Origin of the sequence: Nonomuraea rubra, assembly GCF_014207985.1 — a bacterium.
Lineage (GTDB): Bacteria > Actinomycetota > Actinomycetes > Streptosporangiales > Streptosporangiaceae > Nonomuraea > Nonomuraea rubra.
In genome coordinates, this window is record NZ_JACHMI010000001.1 from 4,670,322 (window position 1) to 4,691,172 (window position 20,851).

At 71.3% G+C, this 20,851-nt stretch carries 19 protein-coding genes; 8 read left to right on the forward strand and 11 right to left on the reverse strand.

All coding sequences use genetic code 11. From position 1 onward, the window contains the following. From paaD to paaA, 4 genes are read right to left on the reverse strand one after another with little or no spacing between them, the layout of a single operon-like run. On the reverse strand, nucleotides 1–564 hold the full coding sequence (gene paaD / locus HD593_RS21270; RefSeq protein WP_185103887.1) for a 1,2-phenylacetyl-CoA epoxidase subunit PaaD: 564 nt from the start codon (nucleotides 562–564) through the stop codon (nucleotides 1–3). After that, nucleotides 561–1,478 (reverse strand): 1,2-phenylacetyl-CoA epoxidase subunit PaaC, encoded by a 918-nt coding sequence (gene paaC, locus HD593_RS21275; protein WP_185103888.1) that lies wholly within the window; start codon nucleotides 1,476–1,478, stop codon nucleotides 561–563. Before paaC ends, paaD begins: the two co-directional genes overlap by 4 nt. Nucleotides 1,479–1,495: 17 nt before the next feature. After that, on the reverse strand, nucleotides 1,496–1,789 hold the full coding sequence (gene paaB / locus HD593_RS21280; RefSeq protein ID WP_185103889.1) for a 1,2-phenylacetyl-CoA epoxidase subunit PaaB: 294 nt from the start codon (nucleotides 1,787–1,789) through the stop codon (nucleotides 1,496–1,498). Further along, nucleotides 1,786–2,781 (reverse strand): 1,2-phenylacetyl-CoA epoxidase subunit PaaA, encoded by a 996-nt coding sequence (gene paaA, locus HD593_RS21285; protein ID WP_185103890.1) that lies wholly within the window; start codon nucleotides 2,779–2,781, stop codon nucleotides 1,786–1,788. The genes paaB and paaA overlap by 4 nt, the downstream gene beginning before the upstream one ends. A gap of 120 nt (nucleotides 2,782–2,901) precedes the next feature. Here paaA and paaZ point away from each other — a divergent pair, with 120 nt between their 5' ends. Both paaZ and HD593_RS21295 read left to right on the forward strand, forming a co-directional pair. Beyond that, entirely contained in the window at nucleotides 2,902–4,941 is a 2,040-nt protein-coding gene (paaZ, locus tag HD593_RS21290) for a phenylacetic acid degradation bifunctional protein PaaZ (RefSeq protein ID WP_185103891.1), read from the forward strand. Continuing rightward, entirely contained in the window at nucleotides 4,938–5,729 is a 792-nt protein-coding gene (locus HD593_RS21295; protein WP_312903597.1) for an enoyl-CoA hydratase/isomerase family protein, read from the forward strand. The genes paaZ and HD593_RS21295 overlap by 4 nt, the downstream gene beginning before the upstream one ends. 158 nt (nucleotides 5,730–5,887) lie before the next feature. On the opposite strand, the gene HD593_RS21300 is transcribed toward HD593_RS21295, so the two are convergent. Next, a complete protein-coding gene (locus tag HD593_RS21300) occupies nucleotides 5,888–6,760 on the reverse strand; it encodes a M23 family metallopeptidase (RefSeq protein ID WP_185103892.1) in 873 nt (290 codons plus the stop codon). 203 nt (nucleotides 6,761–6,963) lie between these two features. Here HD593_RS21300 and sigJ point away from each other — a divergent pair, with 203 nt between their 5' ends. Both sigJ and HD593_RS21310 read left to right on the forward strand, forming a co-directional pair. Next, nucleotides 6,964–7,860: an RNA polymerase sigma factor SigJ gene (gene sigJ, locus HD593_RS21305; protein WP_185103893.1), complete on the forward strand. Its 897-nt coding sequence runs from the start codon at nucleotides 6,964–6,966 to the stop codon at nucleotides 7,858–7,860. A gap of 13 nt (nucleotides 7,861–7,873) precedes the next feature. Further along, the gene (locus HD593_RS21310; RefSeq protein ID WP_185103894.1) at nucleotides 7,874–8,674 is read left to right on the forward strand and encodes an alpha/beta fold hydrolase; all 801 of its coding nucleotides are present in this window, start codon (nucleotides 7,874–7,876) and stop codon (nucleotides 8,672–8,674) included. Nucleotides 8,675–8,726: 52 nt separating this feature from the next. Here the strand turns inward: HD593_RS21310 and HD593_RS21315 are convergent, their stop codons facing one another. Next, entirely contained in the window at nucleotides 8,727–8,975 is a 249-nt protein-coding gene (locus tag HD593_RS21315; protein ID WP_185103895.1) for a hypothetical protein, read from the reverse strand. Between the two features lie 202 nt (nucleotides 8,976–9,177). On the opposite strand from HD593_RS21315, the gene HD593_RS21320 reads away from it, so the two are divergent. Next, nucleotides 9,178–10,296 carry a hypothetical protein gene (locus HD593_RS21320; protein ID WP_185103896.1) on the forward strand — a complete coding sequence of 373 codons (1,119 nt, stop codon included), beginning with the start codon at nucleotides 9,178–9,180 and terminating at the stop codon, nucleotides 10,294–10,296. Nucleotides 10,297–10,305: 9 nt separating this feature from the next. On the opposite strand, the gene HD593_RS64425 is transcribed toward HD593_RS21320, so the two are convergent. The 5 genes from HD593_RS64425 to HD593_RS21345 all read right to left on the reverse strand — a co-directional run bounded on the left by HD593_RS64425 (nucleotide 10,306) and on the right by HD593_RS21345 (nucleotide 16,644). Beyond that, complete coding sequence (locus tag HD593_RS64425; protein WP_185103897.1) at nucleotides 10,306–11,313, reverse strand: ABC transporter ATP-binding protein; 1,008 nt, start codon at nucleotides 11,311–11,313, stop codon at nucleotides 10,306–10,308. Beyond that, nucleotides 11,310–12,344 carry an ABC transporter ATP-binding protein gene (locus HD593_RS64430; protein WP_185103898.1) on the reverse strand — a complete coding sequence of 345 codons (1,035 nt, stop codon included), beginning with the start codon at nucleotides 12,342–12,344 and terminating at the stop codon, nucleotides 11,310–11,312. The genes HD593_RS64425 and HD593_RS64430 overlap by 4 nt, the downstream gene beginning before the upstream one ends. Nucleotide 12,345: 1 nt before the next feature. Then, a complete protein-coding gene (locus tag HD593_RS21335) occupies nucleotides 12,346–13,314 on the reverse strand; it encodes an ABC transporter permease (protein WP_185103899.1) in 969 nt (322 codons plus the stop codon). Between the two features lie 32 nt (nucleotides 13,315–13,346). Then, nucleotides 13,347–14,855 carry an ABC transporter permease gene (locus HD593_RS21340; protein WP_185103900.1) on the reverse strand — a complete coding sequence of 503 codons (1,509 nt, stop codon included), beginning with the start codon at nucleotides 14,853–14,855 and terminating at the stop codon, nucleotides 13,347–13,349. An 88-nt stretch (nucleotides 14,856–14,943) separates the two neighbouring features. Then, nucleotides 14,944–16,644 carry an ABC transporter family substrate-binding protein gene (locus tag HD593_RS21345; protein WP_312903599.1) on the reverse strand — a complete coding sequence of 567 codons (1,701 nt, stop codon included), beginning with the start codon at nucleotides 16,642–16,644 and terminating at the stop codon, nucleotides 14,944–14,946. Nucleotides 16,645–17,422: 778 nt separating this feature from the next. On the opposite strand from HD593_RS21345, the gene HD593_RS21350 reads away from it, so the two are divergent. From HD593_RS21350 to HD593_RS21360, 3 genes are read left to right on the forward strand one after another with little or no spacing between them, the layout of a single operon-like run. Then, nucleotides 17,423–18,631: a cytochrome P450 gene (locus tag HD593_RS21350; RefSeq protein ID WP_185103902.1), complete on the forward strand. Its 1,209-nt coding sequence runs from the start codon at nucleotides 17,423–17,425 to the stop codon at nucleotides 18,629–18,631. Between the two features lie 41 nt (nucleotides 18,632–18,672). Then, nucleotides 18,673–19,860, forward strand: a complete 1,188-nt coding sequence (locus HD593_RS64435; RefSeq protein WP_221524870.1) for a cytochrome P450 — start codon at nucleotides 18,673–18,675, stop codon at nucleotides 19,858–19,860. Between the two features lie 57 nt (nucleotides 19,861–19,917). Further along, a complete protein-coding gene (locus HD593_RS21360; protein ID WP_312903601.1) occupies nucleotides 19,918–20,841 on the forward strand; it encodes a PaaX family transcriptional regulator in 924 nt (307 codons plus the stop codon). Nucleotides 20,842–20,851: the final 10 nt, after the last annotated feature.

The following is a 20,851-nucleotide window of genomic DNA, read 5'->3' on the forward strand; positions in this document are numbered from 1 at the left end:
TCAGATCTCCTTGACGTGCTCGAACGGTTCGAGGCAGTCGGTGCAGCGGTAGAGGGCCTTGCAGGCGGTGGCGCCGAACTCCGAGGTGAGGCGGGTGGCCGCCGAGCCGCAGCGGGGGCAGGGCGGCGCGGGCCTGGGCGGGCCGGTCAGCGTGAGCAGCACCGGGCCTGCGCGCCTGGGGGCGGGGCCGGGCGCCGACAGCCCGGCGGCGCGCAGGGCGGCGCGGCCCCGTTCCGAGATCCAGTCGCTGGACCAGGGCGGGTCGAGCACGACCCGCACCTCGACCCGGTCGAACCCGGCGTCGTTGAGCCGGTGGACGAGGTCGTCGCGCATGGTCGCCATGGCGGGGCAGCCGGTGTAGGTCGGCGTGATCGAGGCGACGACGACCTCGCCGCCGCCCGCGTCCCGCTCCACCTCGACGCCGCGCAGCACGCCCAGGTCGGCCAGGGTGAGCATCGGCATCTCGGGATCGCGCACCTCCCCGGCCACCTCGGCCGCCCGGCGCCGGGCGGCGTCGGCCGTGCGCCTTCCGGCGGCCTCGGCCGCGCGCCGGTCGGTGTTCACCAGCGCCCGCTCGGGTGGGCGCGGGCGACCACCTGCATCTCGGCGAGCAGGCGGCTCAGGGCCTCGGTGTGCAGGCCGTCGCGGCCCGTCCGGCCGCCGACGCCCGCCAGGGGCGCGCGCTCGGGACGGGGGACGCCGCTGACGGTGAGCACCTGGTCGAGGACGGCGTCCACCTCCTCGCGCATTGACGCGGGATCCACGCCGACGCCCGACCCCGCCAGGGAACGTTCGAGCGGGTGCGCGCCGACCAGCTCGCCCTGCAGCGGCCACAGCAGGTCGAGGGCCGCGAGGAGCCTGCGGTTGGACTCCTCGGTGCCACGCGCCAGCGTGAGGAACCATCGCCCGGCCCAGTCCCGGTGGTAGGCGACCTCCTTGACGCCCTTGGCCGCCACCGCCGCCAGCACCTGGTCACGGCTCGTCCGCAACCGCTCCAGCAGCGCCAGCCGGGCCGTGGAGAACAGCAGCAACCGGACCACGACGTGCGCGAAGTCCCCGTTGGCCACCTCGGCCAGCCGCACGTTCCTGAACTCGCGGTCGTCGCGGAAGAAGGCGAGCGCGTCCTCCGGCGGCACCGGTGAGCCCTCGGGCAGGGCGGGCACCACGCCGGGGTCGGCGGCGGCGGCGCGGGCCAGCAGCAGGCGGGCCTGTCCGAGCAGGTCCAGGGCGATGTTCGCGAGCGCGATGTCCTCTTCCAGGTCGGGCGCGCGGCTGCACCACTCCGACAGGCGCTGCGACATGATCAGCGCGTCGTCTCCGAGCATCAGGCAGTACGTGGCCAGCTCGGCCGGGTCCACGCCGCCGGGTGTCGTGGTGTCGACGCCGGCCAGCGGGTCCTCGAAGTCGGTGCCGAAGGCCCACTGGGAGGAGTCGCCGCCGAGCAGGCCGTCGAAGACGCTGCCGTGTTCGTCGCTCATGGTGTTCGGTCCGTTCCTCACATGTGCGGGACGTCGGCGGGGATGTCGTAGAACGTGGGGTGCCGGTAGACCTTGTCGCCGTTCGGGCCGAACAGCGGGTCCTTCTCGTCCGGGCTGGAGGCCGTGATGGCGTCGGCGCGTACGACCCAGATGCTGACCCCCTCGTTGCGGCGGGTGTAGACGTCGCGGGCGTGCCGCAGGGCCATCGTGTCGTCCGGGGCGTGCAGCGATCCGACGTGCACGTGGTTGAGGCCGCGCTTGCCGCGGACGAACACCTCGTAGAGCGGCCACTCCCGCCGGTCGCCGCTCATCGGACGACCTCCGATCCCTCGCGGGCGGCGGCTTCGCGTGCGGTGCCCTCGCGCGCCGCGGCTTCGCGGGCGGCGAAGGCGGTGGCGGCCTCGCGTACCCAGGCGCCCTCCTCGTGGGCGGCCCGGCGGTGCGCCAGCCGCTGCGCGTTGCACGGCCCGTCACCCCGGATGACGGCGGCCAGCTCGCGCCAGTCGGGCTCGCCGAAGTCGTAGTGCCCGCGCTCCTCGTTCCAGCGCAGATCGGGGTCCGGCAGCGTCACGCCGAGCGCGTCGGCCTGCGGGACGGTCATGTCCACGAACTTCTCCCGCAGCTCGTCGTTGGAGTTGCGCTTGATGCCCCACGCCATCGACCGCTCGCTGTTGGGCGACTGCGCGTCCGGCGGCCCGAACATCATCAGCGACGGCCACCAGAACCGGTCGACCGACTCCTGCACCATGGCCCGCTGCTCGGCCGTCCCCCGCATCATGGTCATGAGCAGCTCGTACCCCTGTCGCTGGTGGAAGGACTCCTCCTTGCAGATACGGATCATGGCTCGGCCGTAAGGGCCGTAGGAGGTGCGGCAGAGCGGCACCTGGTTGCAGATCGCGGCCCCGTCCACGAGCCACCCGATCGTGCCGACGTCGGCGTACGACAGCGTCGGGTAGTTGAAGATCGAGGAATATTTCTGCCTGCCGGTGAGCAGCAACTCGGTCAGCTCGGCGCGGGAGACGCCCAGGGTCTCGCACGCGGAGTACAGATAGAGCCCGTGCCCCGCCTCGTCCTGCACCTTGGCCAGCAGGATCGCCTTGCGCCGCAGGGACGGCGCGCGGCCGATCCAGTTGCCCTCGGGCTGCATGCCGATGATCTCGGAGTGCGCGTGCTGGGCGATCTGGCGGACGAGCGTCTTGCGGTAGGCGTCCGGCATCCAGTCACGGGGCTCGATCCGGTCATGGCGGTCGATGGTCGCGTCGAACGCGGCCTGCAGCTCCGGCTCCGCCGGGATCGTCGTCATCTTCCCTCCGAGACACATCACTCTTATTTACTTATCGCTCGGTCAGTAATACCGTGACACGGGTCGGGGTCTTCGCGCAACAGGTCCCGGGGAACGGAGACCCTGGGGAAAGGAGACAGCGTGAGCGCGCTGCTGGAGAGCTACGCCGCCGGACGATGGTTCCGCGCGGCGGACGACGGTGAACCGCTGCTCGACGCCGCCACGGGCGAGGAGGTCGCGCGGATCTCGAGCCGGGGGCTGGACGTCGCGGCCATGGTCGGGCACGCCAGGGACACCGGCGGCCCCGCCGTGCGAGCCCTGACCTTCCACGAGCGGGCGGCCCTGCTCAAGTCCCTGGCCAAGCACCTGCTGGAGCGCAAGGAGGAGCTGTACGCGCTGTCCGTGCGCACCGGCGCCACCGCCCGCGACACCGCGGTGGACGTCGACGGCGGCATCGGCACCCTGTTCAGCTACGGGAGCAAGGGCGTCAGGGAGCTGCCGAACGACACGGTCGTCCTCGACGGCGGCCTGGAGCGCCTGGGCAAGGGCGGCACGTTCGCCGGCCAGCACCTCTACACCTCCCGGCCGGGCGTGGCCGTCCAGATCAACGCCTTCAACTTCCCCGTCTGGGGCATGCTGGAGAAGCTCGCCCCCGCCTTCCTGGCCGGCCTGCCCACGATCGTCAAGCCCGCGAGCCAGACCGCGTACCTCACCGAGCTGGCCGTCCGGCAGATCATCGAGTCCGGGATCCTGCCGGAGGGCACGCTGCAGCTCCTCGCCGGCTCGGCCGGCGGGCTGCTCGACGAGCTGACGATCCAGGACTCCGTGGCGTTCACCGGCTCGGCGCACACGGCGGGCATCCTGCGCCGCCACCCGAACGTGCTCGACGACGGCGTGGCGCTCAACGTCGAGGCAGACTCGCTCAACTGCTCGATCCTCGGCCCCGACGTGCGGCCGGACGATCCGGAGTTCGACCTGTTCGTCAAGGGGGTCGTCACCGAGATGACGGTCAAGGCCGGGCAGAAGTGCACGGCCATCCGCCGCGTGCTCGTCCCCGCGGCGCTGGCCGGCCAGGTGGTCGACGCGCTCGCCGACCGGCTCGGCAAGGTGAGCGTCGGCGACCCGCGCAACCCCGACGTGCGGATGGGCGCGCTGGCCAGCCTCGGCCAGCGCGAGGAGGTGCGCAAGGCCGTCGAGGCGCTGCTGGCGAGCGCCGAGGTGGTCTTCGGGGACCCCAAGGGCGCGGGCCTGCTCGACGGCGACCCCGAGCGCGGCGCGTTCATGACCCCGCTCGTGCTGCGCGCGCGGCCCGGAGCCGTCGAGCCGCACGACGTGGAGCCGTTCGGCCCGGTCAGCACGGTGATCGGCTACGACGGCCTGGACGAGGCGGTCGCGCTCGCCGCCAGGGGCAGGGGCAGCCTCGTGGCCTCCGTCGCCACCCACGACCCCGCCGTGGCCCGCTCCGTCGTGCTCGGGCTCGCGCCGTGGCACGGCCGCGTGCTCGTCCTCGACAGGGACGACGCCAAGGAGTCCACCGGGCACGGCTCCCCGCTGCCCGTCCTCGTGCACGGCGGCCCCGGCCGGGCCGGCGGCGGCGAGGAGCTGGGCGGGATCCGCGGGGTGCTGCACCACATGCAGCGAACCGCCGTCCAGGCGTCCCCCGACCAGCTCACCGCCATCACCGGCAGGTGGACGACGGGGTCCGCGCGCGCCGAGTCCGGCGTGCATCCGTTCCGCAAGTCGCTGGCCGAGCTGCGGATCGGCGACACGATCGCCTCCGCGCCGCGCACGGTGTCGCTCGCCGACATCGACCACTTCGCCGAGTTCACCGGCGACACGTTCTACGCGCACACCGACCCAGAGGCGGCCGCGCGCAACCCGCTGTTCGGCGGCATCGTCGCCCACGGCTACCTGGTCGTGTCGCTGGCAGCCGGGCTCTTCGTCGACCCGGCGCCCGGCCCCGTGCTGGCCAACTTCGGCGTCGACTCGCTGCGCTTCCTCACCCCGGTCAAGGCCGGCGACACCATCGCCGTGACGCTGACCGTCAAGCAGATCACCCCGCGCAGCAACGCCGACTACGGCGAGGTCCGCTGGGACGCCGTCGTGACCAACCAGGAGGACCAGCCGGTGGCCACCTACGACGTGCTCACGCTGGTCGCCAAGACCTGGGACGCGCGGTGAACGGGGCTCCGGTCGCCGTCGAGCGCGACGGCGCCGTGGCGGTCGTGACGCTGAACCGTCCGGAGCGGCGCAACGCGCTGGACGCCAAGACCAAGGCGGCGCTGCGCGGCGCGCTGGAGGACGTCGCCGCCGACGCCGCCGTCAGGGCCGTGCTGCTGACGGGGGCGGGCGGCGCGTTCTGCGCCGGGCAGGACCTGGCGGAGCACGCGGCGGCGCTGCGCGGCGATCCCGCGCACGCGTTCGACACCGTCGAGGAGGACTACGCGCCCGTCGTCCGGCTGCTGGCCACGATGGACAAGCCGGTCGTCGCGGCCGTCAACGGCACCTGCGTGGGCGCGGGGCTGGCCCTCGCGCTGGCCTGCGACCTGCGGGTGCTCGCCGAGGACGCGGTCTTCGGTACGGCGTTCAGCGCGATCGGCCTGACCTGCGACTCCGGGCTCTCGGCGACGCTCACCCGATCGGTCGGCGAGGCACGGGCCAGGGAGCTGGTCCTGCTCGCGGAGCCGTTCGGCGCGGAGCAGGCGGTCGCGTGGGGCATCGCCGGGAGGGTGGTGCCGCGCGACGAGGTCGGCGCGGAGGGCCGGGCACTGGCGGCCAGGCTCGCGGCCGGGCCGACCGCCGCCTACGCGGAGTCCAAGCGGCTCATCGCGCAGGCGTGGGAGCGGGACCTCGGCGCCACGCTGGCGGCCGAGGCCCGGGCCCAGGCCCGCCTGGGCCTGACCGCCGACCACGCCGGCGCGGTGGAGGCGTTCCTGGCCAAGCGCAAACCCGTCTTCGAGGGCCGCTGAACGCGGCCCGTCGTTCGCCTGTCCGACTCCGGCGGCGTCCGCGACGCCGTCGTGGCCGGCCTGGAACCGGTGCCGCGGCCGAGGGCGCGCCTCGCCCGCGCCACGTTCCGTGACGAGGCCGGGGGTGCGCCCTCGCCCCCGGCACCGTCCACGACGAGCTAGCCGCAGTGCTCGAAGGGGCTGGTGTACGAGCTGCTCCCGATGGAGCCGCCCCACTTGACGCACTGCCCGGGAGCGGACCGCACGACAGGCCCCGCGTAGTAGCTGAAGCTGCCCGCGTTCGTCGTCCTGCTCGCGCCTTCCGGCTCCAGGAACGCCGACATCGACGACGGGGATCCGACGTTCGTCGTCTTCAGCGTCACGACGCAGTTGTTGCCGTTGCCCGAGTTGTAGAGCAGGTAGGTGCGCCCGCCCGTGAGCGCGGCCGAGTCGATGACCGCGTAGCCGCCGCCGCAGACCTCCTCGGGCGTGTACGGGTTGCCGCCGCACGAGTTCGTGCTGGTGATGGCCTTCTTCTGGCCCAGGGACACGGTCACGCCGTCAACGGTGGGGCTGGTGTCCACCGCTCCGGTCGAGGTTCGCTGCTCGTAGTGCAGGTGCGGGGCGGTGGAGCCGCCGGTCGAGCCGACCGTGCCGATCGCGGTGCCCTGGCCGACGCTCATCGAGCCGCCGGCCGCCCGCGCCATGGTGGCGAGGTGGGCGTAGCGGGTTCGGGTGCCGTCGCCGTGGCGGATCTCGATCCACTTGCCGTAGCTGGTGTTGCCCGCGTCGTAGAAGTACGCGGTGCCGGCGGCGGTGGCGCGTACGGTCTCACCGTTGATGCCGTCGCCCCCGTAGTCCTGCCAGTCGAGCGAGCCCGAGGGGCTGTGGCCGGGGGTCCAGTTGTTCGCGTTGAACGTCTTTCCGCAGTTGAACGGACTCTTGTGGGTGGTGGCCAGGGCCTCGACGGGGTCCGCGGACGCGGGCTGGGCAAGCAGCGCCGCAGCGAGGGCGAGGGCAGGGGGCAGGGCGAGTTTTCCGATCTTGGGCATGCTCACCTCGGGAAACAGGGGGTGGAGGGGTACGGTCGAACGCCCAATCTCTCCGCCCCGGGGGAGGGGCGGCTTGATCGTGAAGATATCCTCGAAAGTTCTCTTCATCAATCCTGGTTATGTGAAAATTTCCGGCTTCCTTGGTGGCCGGGGGATGACGCGGCCCCTTGTCACAGCCCGGTGGGCTTCGTCGTCTAACAGGTATGCAGCCTCGCAGAGCGGACAGCAGCACGGCGGACCTCGCGGACGAGTTCGAGCGGTACCGGCCGCACCTCACCGAGGTCGCCTACCGCCTGCTCGGCACGCTGGCCGACGCCGAGGACGCCGTCCAGGAGGCCTACCTGCGCTTCACCCGCGCGCGGCGCAGTGAGCCGCGGGACGTGCGGGCCTGGCTGACCACGGTGGTCGCCCGGATCTGCCTGGACGAGCTGGGCTCCGCCCGGGTCAGGCGCGAGAGCTACGTCGGGCAGTGGCTGCCCGAACCGCTCGTCGGCACCTTGTCCGTGCCCGGGCCCGAGGATCGGGTGACCCTGGACGAGTCGGTCAGCATGGCGGTGCTCGTCCTGCTCGAATCGCTCAGCCCCGCCGAGCGGACCGCGTTCGTGCTGCGTGAGGTCTTCGGCCTGTCCTACCCGGAGGTCGCGCGGACCGTGGGCCGCAGCGAGGTGGCCTGCCGCCAGCTCGTGGCCAGGGCCAGGAGCCACGTCCGCGCCCGCGCGCCCCGCTTCACCCCCGACCAGGGGCAGCACGCCCACGCGGTCGAGGCGTTCGCGAAGGCGTGCTTCCACGGAGGCGTCGAGGAACTGGTACGCGTCCTCGACCCCAAGGTCGTCCTGCGCTCCGACGGCGGCGGCCTGGTGCCAGGGGTGGCGCGCCGCCCCGTCACCGGCGCGCCGAACGTCGCGCGGCTGCTGCTCGGCGTCACGGCCAGGCACGCCGTCACGCCGCGGCCGAGCACGGTCAACGGCTCGGCGGGCCTGGTGTTCGAGGCCGGCGGGGCCGTCGTCGGCGTCATGGGCTTCACCGTGGCCGGCGACCTGATCACCGAGCTCGACCTCGTGGTCAACCCCGACAAGCTCCGCCGGGTCCGGCACCGTTGAAGGAGGCAACCACATGTCGTCACTCGCGTACACCCGCCAGGGCACGGGCGAGCCGCTCGTGCTGCTGCACGGCCTGGGATCCATGCGCGACGCCTGGAACCCCGTCATCCCCGCGCTCGCCGAGCGCTTCGACGTCCTGGCCGTGGACCTGCCCGGCTTCGGGGAGTCCGAGCCGCTGCCCGCGCGCATCGAGCCGTTACCGGCCGCCCTGGCGGCGATCGTGGCGGAGCTCCTGCAAGGGCTCGGCATCACCTCGCCGCATCTCGCCGGACACTCGCTCGGCGGATGGGTGGCACTCGATCTCGCCGCCATCCGCCCGGCCGCCTCGCTGACCCTGGTGTCACCGGCCGGGCTGTGGCGCGGTGCCACGCCGCTCTACCAGCGCGCCAGCCTGCGCATGATCCGGTGGGGCTGCGAGCACGCCGCCGGCCTGATGTCGCGCCTGGTGGCCCACCGTGTGGGACGGGTCCTCGTCCTCGGCCAGACCCATGCCAGGCCCGCCCGGGTGTCGCCCGATCAGGCGCGCGGTAGCATCCGGGCGATGGGCCGCTGCCCCGGCTTCGCCGCCACGTACCGGGCCACCGCCAAGCGCCGCTACCTGGCGGGATCGCCGCTCAGCGTCCCGACGACGGTCGCGTGGGGCTCCCGCGACCTGCTTCTCCTGCCCGGTGTCGCCCGCCACCTCGACGAGCTCCCGCCCGGGACCCGCGTCGGATCGCTGCCCGGCTGCGGCCACGTCTGCATGACCGACGACCCTGACGCCGTCGCCGCCCTCATCACCGAGTCCGCGCTCCGATCTGGAACGCTCCACTGACGTGAACGCCCCGCCCTGATCGGTCCCAGGACGGGGCGTTCGCCTCATAGCCTCAGCCGCCGCCTCCGCCGCCACCGCCGTCGCCCCCCGAGGAACCGCCGCTGTCGCAGCCGCCGCCCCAGCCGGAGCCGCTGTCGCCGCCGCCCCAGCCGGAGCCGGAGCCGCCGGAGAACGGCATGCCGGAGTAGCGGGATGCCCGCCGCGTGGCGGGCCGGCCCCTCGTCAACGAGGTGAGCATGCTCACGATGATGATCACGAACGCGATCACGAAGACCGCCGCCACAATCGTCGAGAACGTCACAGCAACCATCCCCCCGCAGGTACTGGAAACCGCCTTGTTCTCCGCACGGTAGCCACGGCACCCGGCCGCAGAAGGGTTCTGCTCGTTTTGCTGGGTGATGCGTGCATCACGGGTGCGGGTGGTCGAGGTCAGGGCGCTGCCGCACGGGTTCCGGCGGGCGGCCCTTGATCGGTAGGGTGGCCGGTCTGGAGGCGTTTGGATCATGGACGAGGTAGTCCCGGACGAGCTGAAGGGCATCGGCCCGCCGTGGTGCCTGACCGACGGGCTGGCCCGCATGGAGGCGGCGCGGGCCCTGGAGACCACGCCTGGCACCATCGCGCAGGCCCTCGACGTCCTCGACCGGTGCCGGCGCTGGGCCGCCGCCCACCCGCACCCGCTGAGCATGTACGACCAGGTCGTGCTCTCCCGGGCGCTGGCGCCGATGGAGGACTCGTGGGGCCGGTGGCGGAACAGGTTCGAGAAGCTGATGCCCACGCTGGACGACGTGCGCCGCGCCGGCGTGGCGGCCCTGACCGAGGAGGGGGCCCGCGCGGAGCCGGAGTCTGAGCCAGGGCCGTCGCCGGAGATGATCGCCGAGTTCGTCCGCGTCTGGATGGACGAGCTGCCCCCCATTCTTGCGGGACAGGTGAGCAACTGGCTGCGCGAGCGGCTCACCTCGGCCGGCACGCGGGCCGACCGCCGCCGCTACTTCTCCCTGCTCGCCGCGAGCGTCCCGAACCTCGGGGAGTACGGGAACGGCATGGTGACCCACCTGGAGATGGCGGGCGGCCTCGACGCGGCCGCCTACCTCCTCGGCATCCAGCGCGATCCCCGCACGGGGCACACGGCCCGCCGCCTCGCCGGTGAGTACCTGGAGCTGATGGAGCGCCACGCGTACCCGGGCGGCGAGGACCTGCCGGAGGAGATCTGGCGGCGGCGCGGCAAGTGCCTGGCGGGCGTGTGGCGCGGGTTCGTCCGCCAGTACGGCGGCCCCGCCGAGGATCAGCTGCTGGAGCTGCTGTTCCTCGACGGTGACACGATGCAGATCTGGGCCGGGTACGAGGGCCGGCTGCGGTTCGAGGACGGGCGGTCCGGCGAGCCGTACGAGGAGTGCCGGCTCGTGGACGACGACGGCGAGGAGGGGCACCTCTTGGCCGAGGGCGTGATCTGGTACCTGCGCGACGAACGCGAGCGGGCGGCGGCCGCCGTCGGGCGCACGCTCAGCGACTTCAGGCTGTCCGGCGGCGACGGGGACCAGGGGCTGGAGCTGCGCTTCGAAACCGGGTCGGTCACCCTCCAGATGATCGCGGACCTGCAGTTCACGATCACCTGGACGGGGTGACGGCCCGGCTCACACCACCTTGGTGTTCACCTCGGGGAAGTGGCAGGCGGCCGGGTGCCCGGTGCCCCGGTCGACCAGCTCGGGCTCCTCGGTGGCGCAGATCTCCTGCGCCTTCCAGCAGCGCGTACGGAACCGGCACCCGCTCGGCGGATCCAGCGGGCTCGGCACCTCGCCGGTGAGGATGATCCGCTGCCTGCGGCGCTCCTCCTCCGGGTTGGCCGTCGGCGCGGCCGACAGCAGCGCCTGGGTGTAGGGGTGGACGGGACGGTCGTAGACGTCATCGCGCGGGCCGGTCTCCACGATCTTGCCCAGGTACATCACCGCGACGCGGTCGGAGATGTGCCTGACCACCGACAGGTCGTGCGCGATGAAGATGTAGGACAGCCCGAAGGTGTCCTGCAGGTCCTCCAGCAGGTTGATCACCCCGGCCTGCACCGACACGTCCAGCGCCGACACCGGCTCGTCCAGCACGAGCAGCCGGGGCTCCAGCGCGAGCGCGCGGGCGATGCCGACGCGCTGGCGCTGGCCGCCGGAGAACTCGTGCGGATACCGGTTGCCGTGCTCGGGGTTGAGCCCGACGAGCTCCAGCAGCTCCGACACCTTCTTCGGTCCGGTGTCCTTCCACCGGTCGTGCACCTTCAGCGGCTCGGCGATGATGTCGTTCACCGGCAGCTTCGGGTTGAGCGAGGCGTAGGGGTCCTGGAAGACGATCTGGATGTCGCGCCGCACCGCGCGCAGCCGCTTGGGCGGCAACGTCGTCAGCTCCTCGCCGTCGAAGCGCACCGAGCCGGACGTGGGCTTGTGGAGCTGGAGGATGGCCCGGCCCGTCGTCGACTTGCCGCACCCCGACTCGCCCACGACGCCGAGGGTCTCGCCCTGGTCGACGTGCATGGACACGCCGCTCACCGCCTGGATGTGGCCCGCCACCTTGCGCAGGAGCCCCGCGCCGCGTACGGGGAAGCTCATCACCAGGTCCTCCACCTCGAGGAGGTGCTCCTGCGTGACCTGAACGCTCATGTGACGGGCTCACTCTCCGTACGGAACAGCGCGGTGGGATCCGCCACCGCGGCCAGCTGGTCCCAGTGATGGCAGGCGGCGTAGTGCCCGCCCTCGTCGACCTCCACGAGCGCCGGCTCCTCGCTGTGGCAGCGGGTGTCGGCCAGCGGGCAGCGCGGCGAGAACGGGCAGCCGGACGGCAGGTTGATCAGGGAGGGCGGGGCGCCCTTGATGGGGCGCAGCCGCCCGCCCGACGTCTCCAGCGACGGCATCGAGCCGAGCAGCCCCGCCGTGTACGGCATGCGCGGCCGGTAGAAGATCGTGTCGGTGTCGCCGACCTCGACCGGCTTGCCGGCGTACATGACGAGCACCCGGTGCGCGATGCCCGCGACGACGCCGAGGTCGTGCGTGATGAGCACGATCGCGGCGTTGACGGCGTCCTTCACCTCCAGGAGCTTCTCCAGGATCTGCGCCTGGACGGTCACGTCGAGCGCCGTGGTCGGCTCGTCGGCGATGATGACGTCGGGGTTGTTGATGACCGCCATGGCGATCATCGCGCGCTGCCGCATGCCGCCGGAGAACTCGTGCGGGTAGCTGCGCAGCCGCTGCTCGGCCTGCGGGATGCCGACGAGGTCGAGCATCTCCTTGGCGCGGGCGAGCGCCTGCTTGCGCGGCACGAGGTCGTGGGCGAGCACGGCCTCGGCGAGCTGGTCGCCGATGGTGTGCACGGGGTTCAGCGCGGTCATCGGGTCCTGGAAGATCATGGCGATCTTGCGTCCGCGCAGGTCGCGCCGCCTGCGGGCGGGCAGCTTCAGTACGTCGTCGCCGCGGTACAGGATCCTGCCCCGGACGCGGGCGCCGCGGGGGAGCAGCCCCATCACGGCCAGCGACGAGACCGACTTGCCCGAGCCCGACTCGCCGACGATGCCGAGCACCTCGCGTTCGTGCAGGGAGTAGGAGACTCCGCGGACCGCCTGGACGAGGCCGTCCTCGGTGGGGAACTCGACGGCCAGGTCCTCCACCCGGAGGATCTCGGTGGGGTAATCCGTCATGTCAGGCACGCACCCTGGTCTGTCGAGGGTCGAACGCGTCGCGCAGACCGTCGCCGATGAAGTTGATGGACAGCGCGATCGCGATGATGAACACGCCGGGCCACCAGAACAGCCACGGGCGGGTCGTCATCGCGCTGCGGTAGGTGTCGATGAGCTGGCCGAGCGAGACGTCGGGCGGCTGCACGCCGACGCCGAGGAAGGACAGCGCCGACTCCAGCAGCACCGCGTTGGCGACGGCCAGGGTCGCGCTGACGATGATGACGCCGACCGTGTTCGGCAGGATGTGCCGGAAGATGATGCGGCGGGAGGAGGTGCCCAGCGCCCGCGCGGCCTCGACGAACTCCTTCTCGCGCAGCGACAGGAACTCGCCGCGGATCAGCCGGCTCAGCGTGGGCCAGGTCACCAGGCCGATGCAGACGGCCAGGATCACGATGCCCGAGTCGCCGAACGTCCGGCCGACGATGGCGGCGATGATCAGGACAGGAATGGTGATCATCACGTCGGTGAGCCGCATGAGGATCGCTTCAACCTTTTTCCTGAAATATCCGGCGAAGGCGCCGGCCAGCGTGCCGACCGTCGTGGCCACGATGCCGACGATGAACGCGACGATGATCGACTGCTGGGTGCCGCGCATGGTGAGCGCGAAGTAGTCGATGCCGATGTTGTCCTGCCCGAACGGATGCTCCCCCCAGCGGATGCCCTCGCCGCCCAGGAACTGCGGCACCAGGCTGAGCGTCGGCCTGCCCTGGTCCACCACCGATCCGGTGGCCAGGTAGGTCTTGTCCCACCAGCCTGGGATGGGCCCGAACCCGATGGAGGTGAACGCCAGCAGGACGACGGAGCCGAAGACCAGCATGCCGATCAGCGCGGCGCGGTGCCGGAAGAAGCGGCGGCGGACGAGCTGGCTCTGGGTGCGGGCGACGACGGTCATGCCCTGCGCGGCCCCCGGGACCTGCGCGCTGATCGCCATGGGTGGTTCTCCTGTGGGTGTGTACTGCCCGCTCATGACAGCCTGATCCGAGGGTCGAGGTAGGCGTAGATGATGTCGGCCAGCATGTTGAACAGCACGATCGCGCTCCCGGAGACGATGAAGAACGCCATGACCGGAGCCGGATCGACCTCCTGCAGCCCTCGCAGGAAGAGACTGCCCATGCCCTCCCAGCCGAAGACGTTCTCGGTCACGATCGCGCCGCCGATCACGCCTGCGAAGTCGAAGGCCATCAGCGTGGTGATCGGGATCATCCCGTTGCGGAAGGCGTGCTTGGTGACCACCGTGCGCTCGGGCAGGCCCTTGGCCCGCGCGGTGCGCACGTAGTCCAGGTTCATCACCTCGAGCATGCTGGAGCGGCTGTAGCGCGTGTAGGTGGCCAGCGAGATCAGGATCAGCGCCATGGTCGGCAGCAGCAGGTGGCCCGCCATGTCCAGGTTGGTCTGCCAGAAATCGCCCTGGAAGTTCGGGGTGCTGGAGCCGATCGTGGAGATCGGGCGGCCGCGTACGTAGTCGCTGTAGTCGGCGAAACCGCGCAGCATGCGGTCGAGGAAGACCAGCCCGGCCGTGAGCAGCCCTGTCAGGACGGAGGCGAGGATCGCCTGGCGGCGCAGCAGCCCGCCGAGGCCGTAGCCGAGGCCCACGCAGACGGCGACCGTCAGCAGCGCCAGGCCGAAGATCTCCAGCCAGCTCGGATCGGCCAGGACGGGATCCAGGAGCTCGGAGAGGATCACGCCGATCCCCGCGGCCGAGAGGGCGGCGTAGAGCGGATCGCGGTAGCGCAGCCCGGAGATCAGTGCGGTGATGCCGACCGCCGTGCCGCCCGCGAGGACCGCCAGGAGGACGACGCCGATGCCGGGATCGGCGAACCAGCGGGTCACCGACAGCAGCGTCAGCGTCAGGGCGGTGGCGGCGGCGCCGAGGCCGAACGCGGCCAGCCGCGCCTGCCGGCCGCCGATCCACAGCGCGCCCCAGACCAGCCCGCCGAGCAGGGCGACCACGCCGATGACGGCGGGCGGGATGACGGGATCGCGCAGCCAGTCGTTGAACTCGATCGCGAGGTACTGCTTCAGCATCACCGCCACCCAGAAGAGCGGGAGCGAGAAGCAGACGAAGGCGGTGAAGGTGACCGAGTAGTCGAAGGCGCTGTACTGACGCAGCGCCGAGACGATGCCCACGATGACGCCGATGACGACCGCGAGCACGGTGGCGGCCACGACGAGCTGCAGCGTGGCCGACAGGGCGCTGCCGAGCAGCGTGGCCACGTCCTGGCCGTCGCGGTTGACGCCGAGGTCGCCGCGGAACAGGTTGCCGAGCCAGCTCAGGTACCTGAGCGGGAGAGGATCGTCGAGGTTCATCCGCTCGACGCGGTCGGCCATCCTCCGCTCCCGGTCCGGGCCCGGGAGCTCCCTGAGGTCTTCGAGCGGGTCGCCCGCGAGCGCCGTCAGCCCGTAGATGACCATGGTGGCCGCCAGGAGCACGAAGAAGGAGACGATCAGTCTTCGCGCGATGAAGGCGATCACTCGTTATCCCCCTTGGTTCGAGAGTGGTGCGGAGCGGAGGACCCGGGAGTCCTCCGCTCCGCGCCGGTGTTTCAGAGTGATCGGACGGCTACTGGGCCAGTGCCCACTTGTCCATGTTCCAGGTCACGGACGACTGCGCCGGGTTCGGCACGATGTTCTGCAGCTTCTCGTCCCAGGCCAGCATGTTCGGGTGGGCGAACAGCGGGATCGTGGCCAGGTCCTGCCAGAGCACCTTCTCGATCGCGGCGATCATGGCCGGGTGCTTGGTCTTGTCGACCTCGGCGTTGAGCTTCTTGATGAGGTCGTCGACCTCCTTGTTGGAGTAGCAGCCGTTGTTGTTCTCCTTGCCGGCCTCGCTGCACTCCTTGACCGTGGTGTACGTCGAGCTCCAGCCGCTCACCTCGGCCGAGCCGGTCCAGGCGAACAGCGCCACGTCGTAGGTGTTGGTGGCGAGCGGGCCGCCGGCCTCGAAGAACTTCTCGTCGCCGGCGTCAGTGATCTTGAAGCCCGCCTTGTTGCAGGAGTCGGCGATGAGCTGCACCTCCTGCGTACGGCGCGGGTTGGGCAGGTTGTGGCCGATCTTCACTTCCATGCCGACCTTGCCGGCCTTCTCCAGCAGCGCCTTGGCGCCCTCGATGTCGGGCTGGGCGTAGGTCTCCGAGCCGCTGCCCTGGGAGACGGTGGCGTAGTCGGCCTCGAACGGCAGCGTGTTGCGCACCTGCAGCACCTGTGCCTGCGGTGCGAGCGGCTTGATCAGGTTGTCCACGATGAGCTGCCGGGGCACGCACTTGGCGAACGCCTCGCGCAGCGTCTTGTCCTTGAAGTCGCTGGAGTCGAAGTTGAAGTCCAGGTGCTCGTAGGTGTAGGCGTCACCGGTCTTCACGGTGATGCCCTGCATGCCTTCGAGCTGGGCGAGCAGGTCGGGGTTCGGCTGCGGCTCGATCAGGTTGACCTCGCGGTTCTGCAGCGCCTGGGCCTGCTCCTCCTGGGAGACCACCCGCATGACGATGGTCGGTGTGGCCGGCTTGGCGCCCCACCACTTGTCGTTGGCGGCGAGGGTCAGCGACTGGCCGGGCTGCATGGCGGAGATCTTGTAGGGGCCCGAGGCCGGGAAGAGTGACATGTCCTTGATGCCGCCCTCGATGACCCAGCCCTCGTTGTAGAACTTGATCACCGCTTCGAGCTTCGCCGCGTCCGCGGCCTGCACCGCGGCGATGAAGTCCGCCTCGCTCATGCCCGCGGCCTTGTAGGCCACGTGCGCCGGCAGCACGTCAGCGGCGCCGGGGCCGTTGCTCTCCCAGTCGGCGAACGGCTCGGAGTACTCGAAGGTGAACTTCTTGTCGCCCGCCTTGCACGCCGGGGCCTTGACGAGCTCGACGCCGGTGGTGCCGTCGACCTGGAAGCCCTTGATCTTGCCGGACTTGGCCGCCCAGTACAGCAGGGCGTCGTCACAGTCGATCGGGTTTCCGTCGGACCAGACGCCCTGGGCGTTGAACTCGTAGTCGACGGTCAGCGGCGAGTCCGACGTCTTCGTGTACGTGCCGAAGTCCTTGTCGGGGGTCACCACGCCCTTCTCGCCGTAGTACCAGAAGCCGAGCAGCACCCGCTGCATGGCGGTGCTGTTGACCAGGTTGTTCACGGCGATGCTGTTGTAGGAGTTGAACTCCTGCTCACCCGCGTAGGTGATGGTCTGGCCCGAGGCGGCGCCGCCAGTGGCCGACTCCGTCGGCTTGCTCGCCTCGTTGCCGCTCTGCCCGCAAGCGGACAGCAGAAGCGCACCTGCTGTCACCGCCGTGAGGAATCTCCCAAGTCTCCGCCTATGGGTCACGACAGCTCTCCTTTGTGTCCGAACTAGGAACGGCGCTGCTGGTTAATGCGCAACAGGATCATCGGCCAACGTTTCGGACAAATAGCCGTGTCCACACTGTTGCGAAGTTGAGATCGACGTCTGTCCGATCTGTAATCAGATGTCAGGGAAATCCACTTTTCGCTGTCCACACTGTAGACAGGAGGGGGCCCTCTGTGCCAGGGTTTGCGCCAAAGCCGTCGCAAGGCGGAAAGCCCTGCGGGCGTGGGCTTTTACCCGCGAAAGGGTGGGCTCCACGCGCCCTCCGGCCGGCCGGCCGCTACGGGCCCGCGCCGTGCGCGCCCCGCCCTCGGCGCCGGCGGCCCGGATCTCGTCCGGCATGGTCACAAATGGCGGTTCCATCGTTCGCCGTGACGTTCTTCCGGCCCTTTCGGCGCCGTCCTGAAGAGATCGTTGATTAATGAATTCCGGTGGTGCCGCTCCGTAATTGGGCGACCCTTTCTTGGTCACCCGCCGCGGTGGTGACGACCGGTTTGGGAAAGGCGCGGGACACCGCCCTCGGTTCCGCCCTCGGTTCCGCCCCCGGGGAACGTCGACGTCTTCCACCGGGTCTCCCGTCACGGGGATCAGGTCCTGGATGGGCGGGCCGTGCCGCCCTGCGCGCAGGTGATCACCTCCGCACACATACGTCATCCTGTTGACGGACGAAACGGCAAATGTCTACTGTCAAGGAAGTCTCTGCCGAGCCAGGAAGGCCGTGATGACCACGCCCCAACAGGACACGGAAACCCATGACTTCGACCCCCGCGCTCCTGAGACCTTCACCAGCGCCCACGCGCTCTACAAGGAACTGCGCTCGTCCTGCCCGGTCGCGCACAGTACGACCTACGACGGCGGGTTCTGGGCGCTGTTCCGCTACGACGACGTCAAGCGCGTCCTCGACGGCCGTGACCTGTTCACCACGTCCGTGCAGAACACCGTGCCGAGGTTCGCCTTCACCGGCCGCCGGCCGCCGCTGCACCTCGACCCGCCGGAGCACACGGCCTACCGCCGGGTCATCAACCGCTTCTTCACCCGCGACAAGATGGCCGCGCTGGAGCCCCGGGTGCGCGAGCACGCCGTGGCGTTGCTGCGGCCGCTCATCGAGGCGGGCGAGGGGGACGTCTCGGTCGACTACGCGCAGAGGTTCCCGGCACACGTGTTCGCGGCGTTCTTCAATCTGCCGACCGACCTGGCCGGGCTGATCAAGGAGATCAGCGCCGCGTACGTTGCAGCCATCCAGATCGTCGACACGGATAACGTCGTACGTCTGAGCCGCCGGCTGTACGAGATCGCGCAGGCGGTGATCGACGAGCGGCGGGCCCGCCCGATGGATCCCGGCCAGGACCTCACCAGCGCCCTCATGGCCGCCGAGTACGAGGGCGAGCCGCTGCCACCGGACATGGTGCTCGGCTGCGTCCGGCAGTTGCTGGTGACCGGGATGGTGGCGCCGAGCGTGTTCATCGGGAACATGTTCGTGCACCTGAGCGGCGACCCCGGGCTCGCCGGGCTGCTGCGCGCCGATCCGTCCCGCATCCCGGCCGCGGTGGAGGAGTTCCTGCGGCTGTACGGGCCGTACCGGGGGATGGCCAGGACCGCGCGGCAGGACGTCGAGTTCGGCGGCCGGCTCATCAGGGCGGGGGAGCCGATCGCGCTGGTCTACACCTCCGCCAACCGGGACGAGAGCGTCTTCCCCGACGGCGAGACGTTCCGCTTCGACCGGCCCAACCTGGCACGCCACCTGGCCTTCGGCGCCGGCGTGCACACCTGCCCCGGCGCTCCGCTGGCCCGCATGATGCTGGTCACGACGCTGGAGGAGGCGCTGGCGCGGACGTCGGCGTTCGAGGTGAGCGGCGAGATCAAGATGGCGAGCTGGGCCGAGTGGGGCACCAACGCGGTCCCGATGCGCTTCACCGAGGCCTCCCAGTGAGCGGCCCCCCAGTGAGCGGCCCCCCGGTGAGCGGTCCTCCGGTGAGCGGGCCAGAACATGACGACTTCGATCCCGAGGCGGCCGGTTCCGTCGAGGAGAGCCTGGCGATGTACGCGCGGCTGCGCTCCTCCTGCCCGGTGGCCCGCAGCAGCAGGCACGGCGGCTTCTGGGCGCTGACCCGCTACGCCGACGTGGCCGCCGCGGCCTCGGACCCCGTCACGTTCATCTCCTCGGTGCGCGCCGTCGTCCCGAGCGACCCCCGGGGCCTGCGCCGCCCGCCGCTCAACTACGACGCCCCCGCCCACACCCCGTACCGCAGAGCCCTGGACCGCACCCTCCAGCGGGCCCGCATCGACCGCCTGGAGCCGCGGTTGCGCGCGCACGCCGCCCGCGAGCTGACCCCGCTCGTCGAGCGCGGCGGCGGCGACATCGCGCAGGAGTTCGGCGCCGTCTTCCCCGCCTGGGTCACCACCGAGTGGCTCAACCTGGACCCGCACCTGGCCCCCGAGCTGGCCGCCACCGCAGCCCGCTGGGTGCGCGCCTGGCGTGACCTGGACCGGGAGGTGGTGAACGAGACCAGCGAGCGCATGTACGCGATGGCCCGCGACCTGGTCCGCGATCGCCGCGCGGCACCGCGCCCGGTGGAGGAGGACCCGGCCTCCTCGCTGCTGGCCGAGCGCCCAGGCGGCCGGCCGCTGGAGGCGGAGCACATCGTCGGCGCGCTGCGCCAGTGCCTGGTGGTGGGCATGGTGGCGCCGCCCATCCTGCTCGGCTCCATCTGCGTCCACCTGGCGCGGCACCGGGAGCTGCAGTCGGAGCTGCGGGCGCGCCCGGAGCTGCTGCCGGCCGCGCTGGAGGAGTTCCTGCGCCTGTTCACGCCCTACCGCGGCTTCGCCCGCACGGTCAGCGCGGAGATCGAGCTGCACGGGCGGCGGATCCGCCCGGGCGAGCCGGTCACCCTCGTCTACGCCTCCGCGAACCGGGATGAGGCGGTCTTCCCCGACCCTGACACGTTCGTCCAGGGCCGCCCCAACATCGCGGCGCACCTGGCCTTCGGGCGCGGCCGGCACGCCTGCGCCGGCATGCCGCTGGCCAGGCTGTCGATGCGCCTCGCCCTGGAGGAGCTGCTGCGGCGCACCTCCGCGATCGAGGCCGGCGGCCCGGTCGAGAGCGCGCGGATGCCCGAGATCGGTGCGGTGTCCGTCCCTGTACGACTCCGCCCGGCCTGAGATGTACGACGAATCGATTGCGTGCGTATGCGTAAGCGTTATCCATATACTCCTACGGTGACTGACGGTGCATGGACCGAGGCAGGCGGCGTCGATCTTCCACGTTTCCAGGTGGGCGCGCCACCGCAGCATCTGATCACGACGCTGCTGGGCGACTACTGGATCAGCCGGTCCGAGCAGCTCCCGTCGGCGGCGCTGGTGCGGCTGGCCGAGGAGTTCGGCGTGTCGGCGGTGGCGGCCCGCGCGGCGCTGTCGCGGCTGGCACGGCGGGACCTGCTGGAGTCGTCCAAGGTGGGGCGGCGCACCTACTACCGGCTCACCGACCGGGCCGCCGCGGTGCTGCTCGACGGCCGGCAGCGGATCATGTCGTTCGGGCTGGAGCAGGGCGCCTGGGACGGGACGTGGGTGCTCGCCGCGTTCTCGATCTCGGAGGAGCAGCGCGACCTGCGGCACGCGCTGCGTTCCCGGCTGCGCTGGCTCGGCTTCGCCCCCCTGTACGACGGGCTCTGGGTCTCCCCGAGGGCGGACGCCGACGACGCCGCGGCCGTGCTCGCCGAGCTGGAGGTGCCCACGTCCACGATCTTCCGCGCCCAGGCCCTCGACCTGGCCGGCATGCGGGCGCCGCAGGAGGCGTGGGACTTCGACCAGCTCCGTCGCACCTACGAGGGGTTCGTGGCGCAGTACTCGCCGCTGCTGGCCCGCGTGCGCAACGGGACCGTGGGCGCGTCCGAGGCCCTGGTGGCGCGTACGGGGATCATGGACACCTGGCGCACGTTCCCCAACCATGACCCCGACCTGCCCGCCGAGCTGCTGCCCGACGGCTGGCCCAGGAGCGCGGCCAGGGACGTGTTCGTGGAGATCTACGACACGCTGGGCACGCTCGCCGAGTTCCGCGTGAAGCAGATCGTCGCCGAGTTCGATCCCGGCCTGGCCGAGCTGGTGGCGCACCACCGCACCAGCCTGATCCTCTCCCCCCGCTAGATCCGGCGCG

What these genes read in the sequence shown, in the direction of transcription:
- HD593_RS21320 (WP_185103896.1), top strand. Translation starts at nt 9,178, where the DNA reads ATGGACGAGGTAGTCCCGGACGAGCTGAAGGGCATCGGCCCGCCGTGG.
- paaC (WP_185103888.1), bottom strand. Translation starts at nt 1,478, where the DNA reads ATGAGCGACGAACACGGCAGCGTCTTCGACGGCCTGCTCGGCGGCGAC.
- HD593_RS64425 (WP_185103897.1), bottom strand. Translation starts at nt 11,313, where the DNA reads ATGAGCGTTCAGGTCACGCAGGAGCACCTCCTCGAGGTGGAGGACCTG.
- HD593_RS64430 (WP_185103898.1), bottom strand. Translation starts at nt 12,344, where the DNA reads ATGACGGATTACCCCACCGAGATCCTCCGGGTGGAGGACCTGGCCGTC.
- paaB (WP_185103889.1), bottom strand. Translation starts at nt 1,789, where the DNA reads ATGAGCGGCGACCGGCGGGAGTGGCCGCTCTACGAGGTGTTCGTCCGC.
- HD593_RS21310 (WP_185103894.1), top strand. Translation starts at nt 7,874, where the DNA reads ATGTCGTCACTCGCGTACACCCGCCAGGGCACGGGCGAGCCGCTCGTG.
- HD593_RS21335 (WP_185103899.1), bottom strand. Translation starts at nt 13,314, where the DNA reads ATGGCGATCAGCGCGCAGGTCCCGGGGGCCGCGCAGGGCATGACCGTC.
- paaA (WP_185103890.1), bottom strand. Translation starts at nt 2,781, where the DNA reads ATGACGACGATCCCGGCGGAGCCGGAGCTGCAGGCCGCGTTCGACGCG.
- HD593_RS21350 (WP_185103902.1), top strand. Translation starts at nt 17,423, where the DNA reads ATGACCACGCCCCAACAGGACACGGAAACCCATGACTTCGACCCCCGC.
- sigJ (WP_185103893.1), top strand. Translation starts at nt 6,964, where the DNA reads ATGCAGCCTCGCAGAGCGGACAGCAGCACGGCGGACCTCGCGGACGAG.
- HD593_RS21300 (WP_185103892.1), bottom strand. Translation starts at nt 6,760, where the DNA reads ATGCCCAAGATCGGAAAACTCGCCCTGCCCCCTGCCCTCGCCCTCGCT.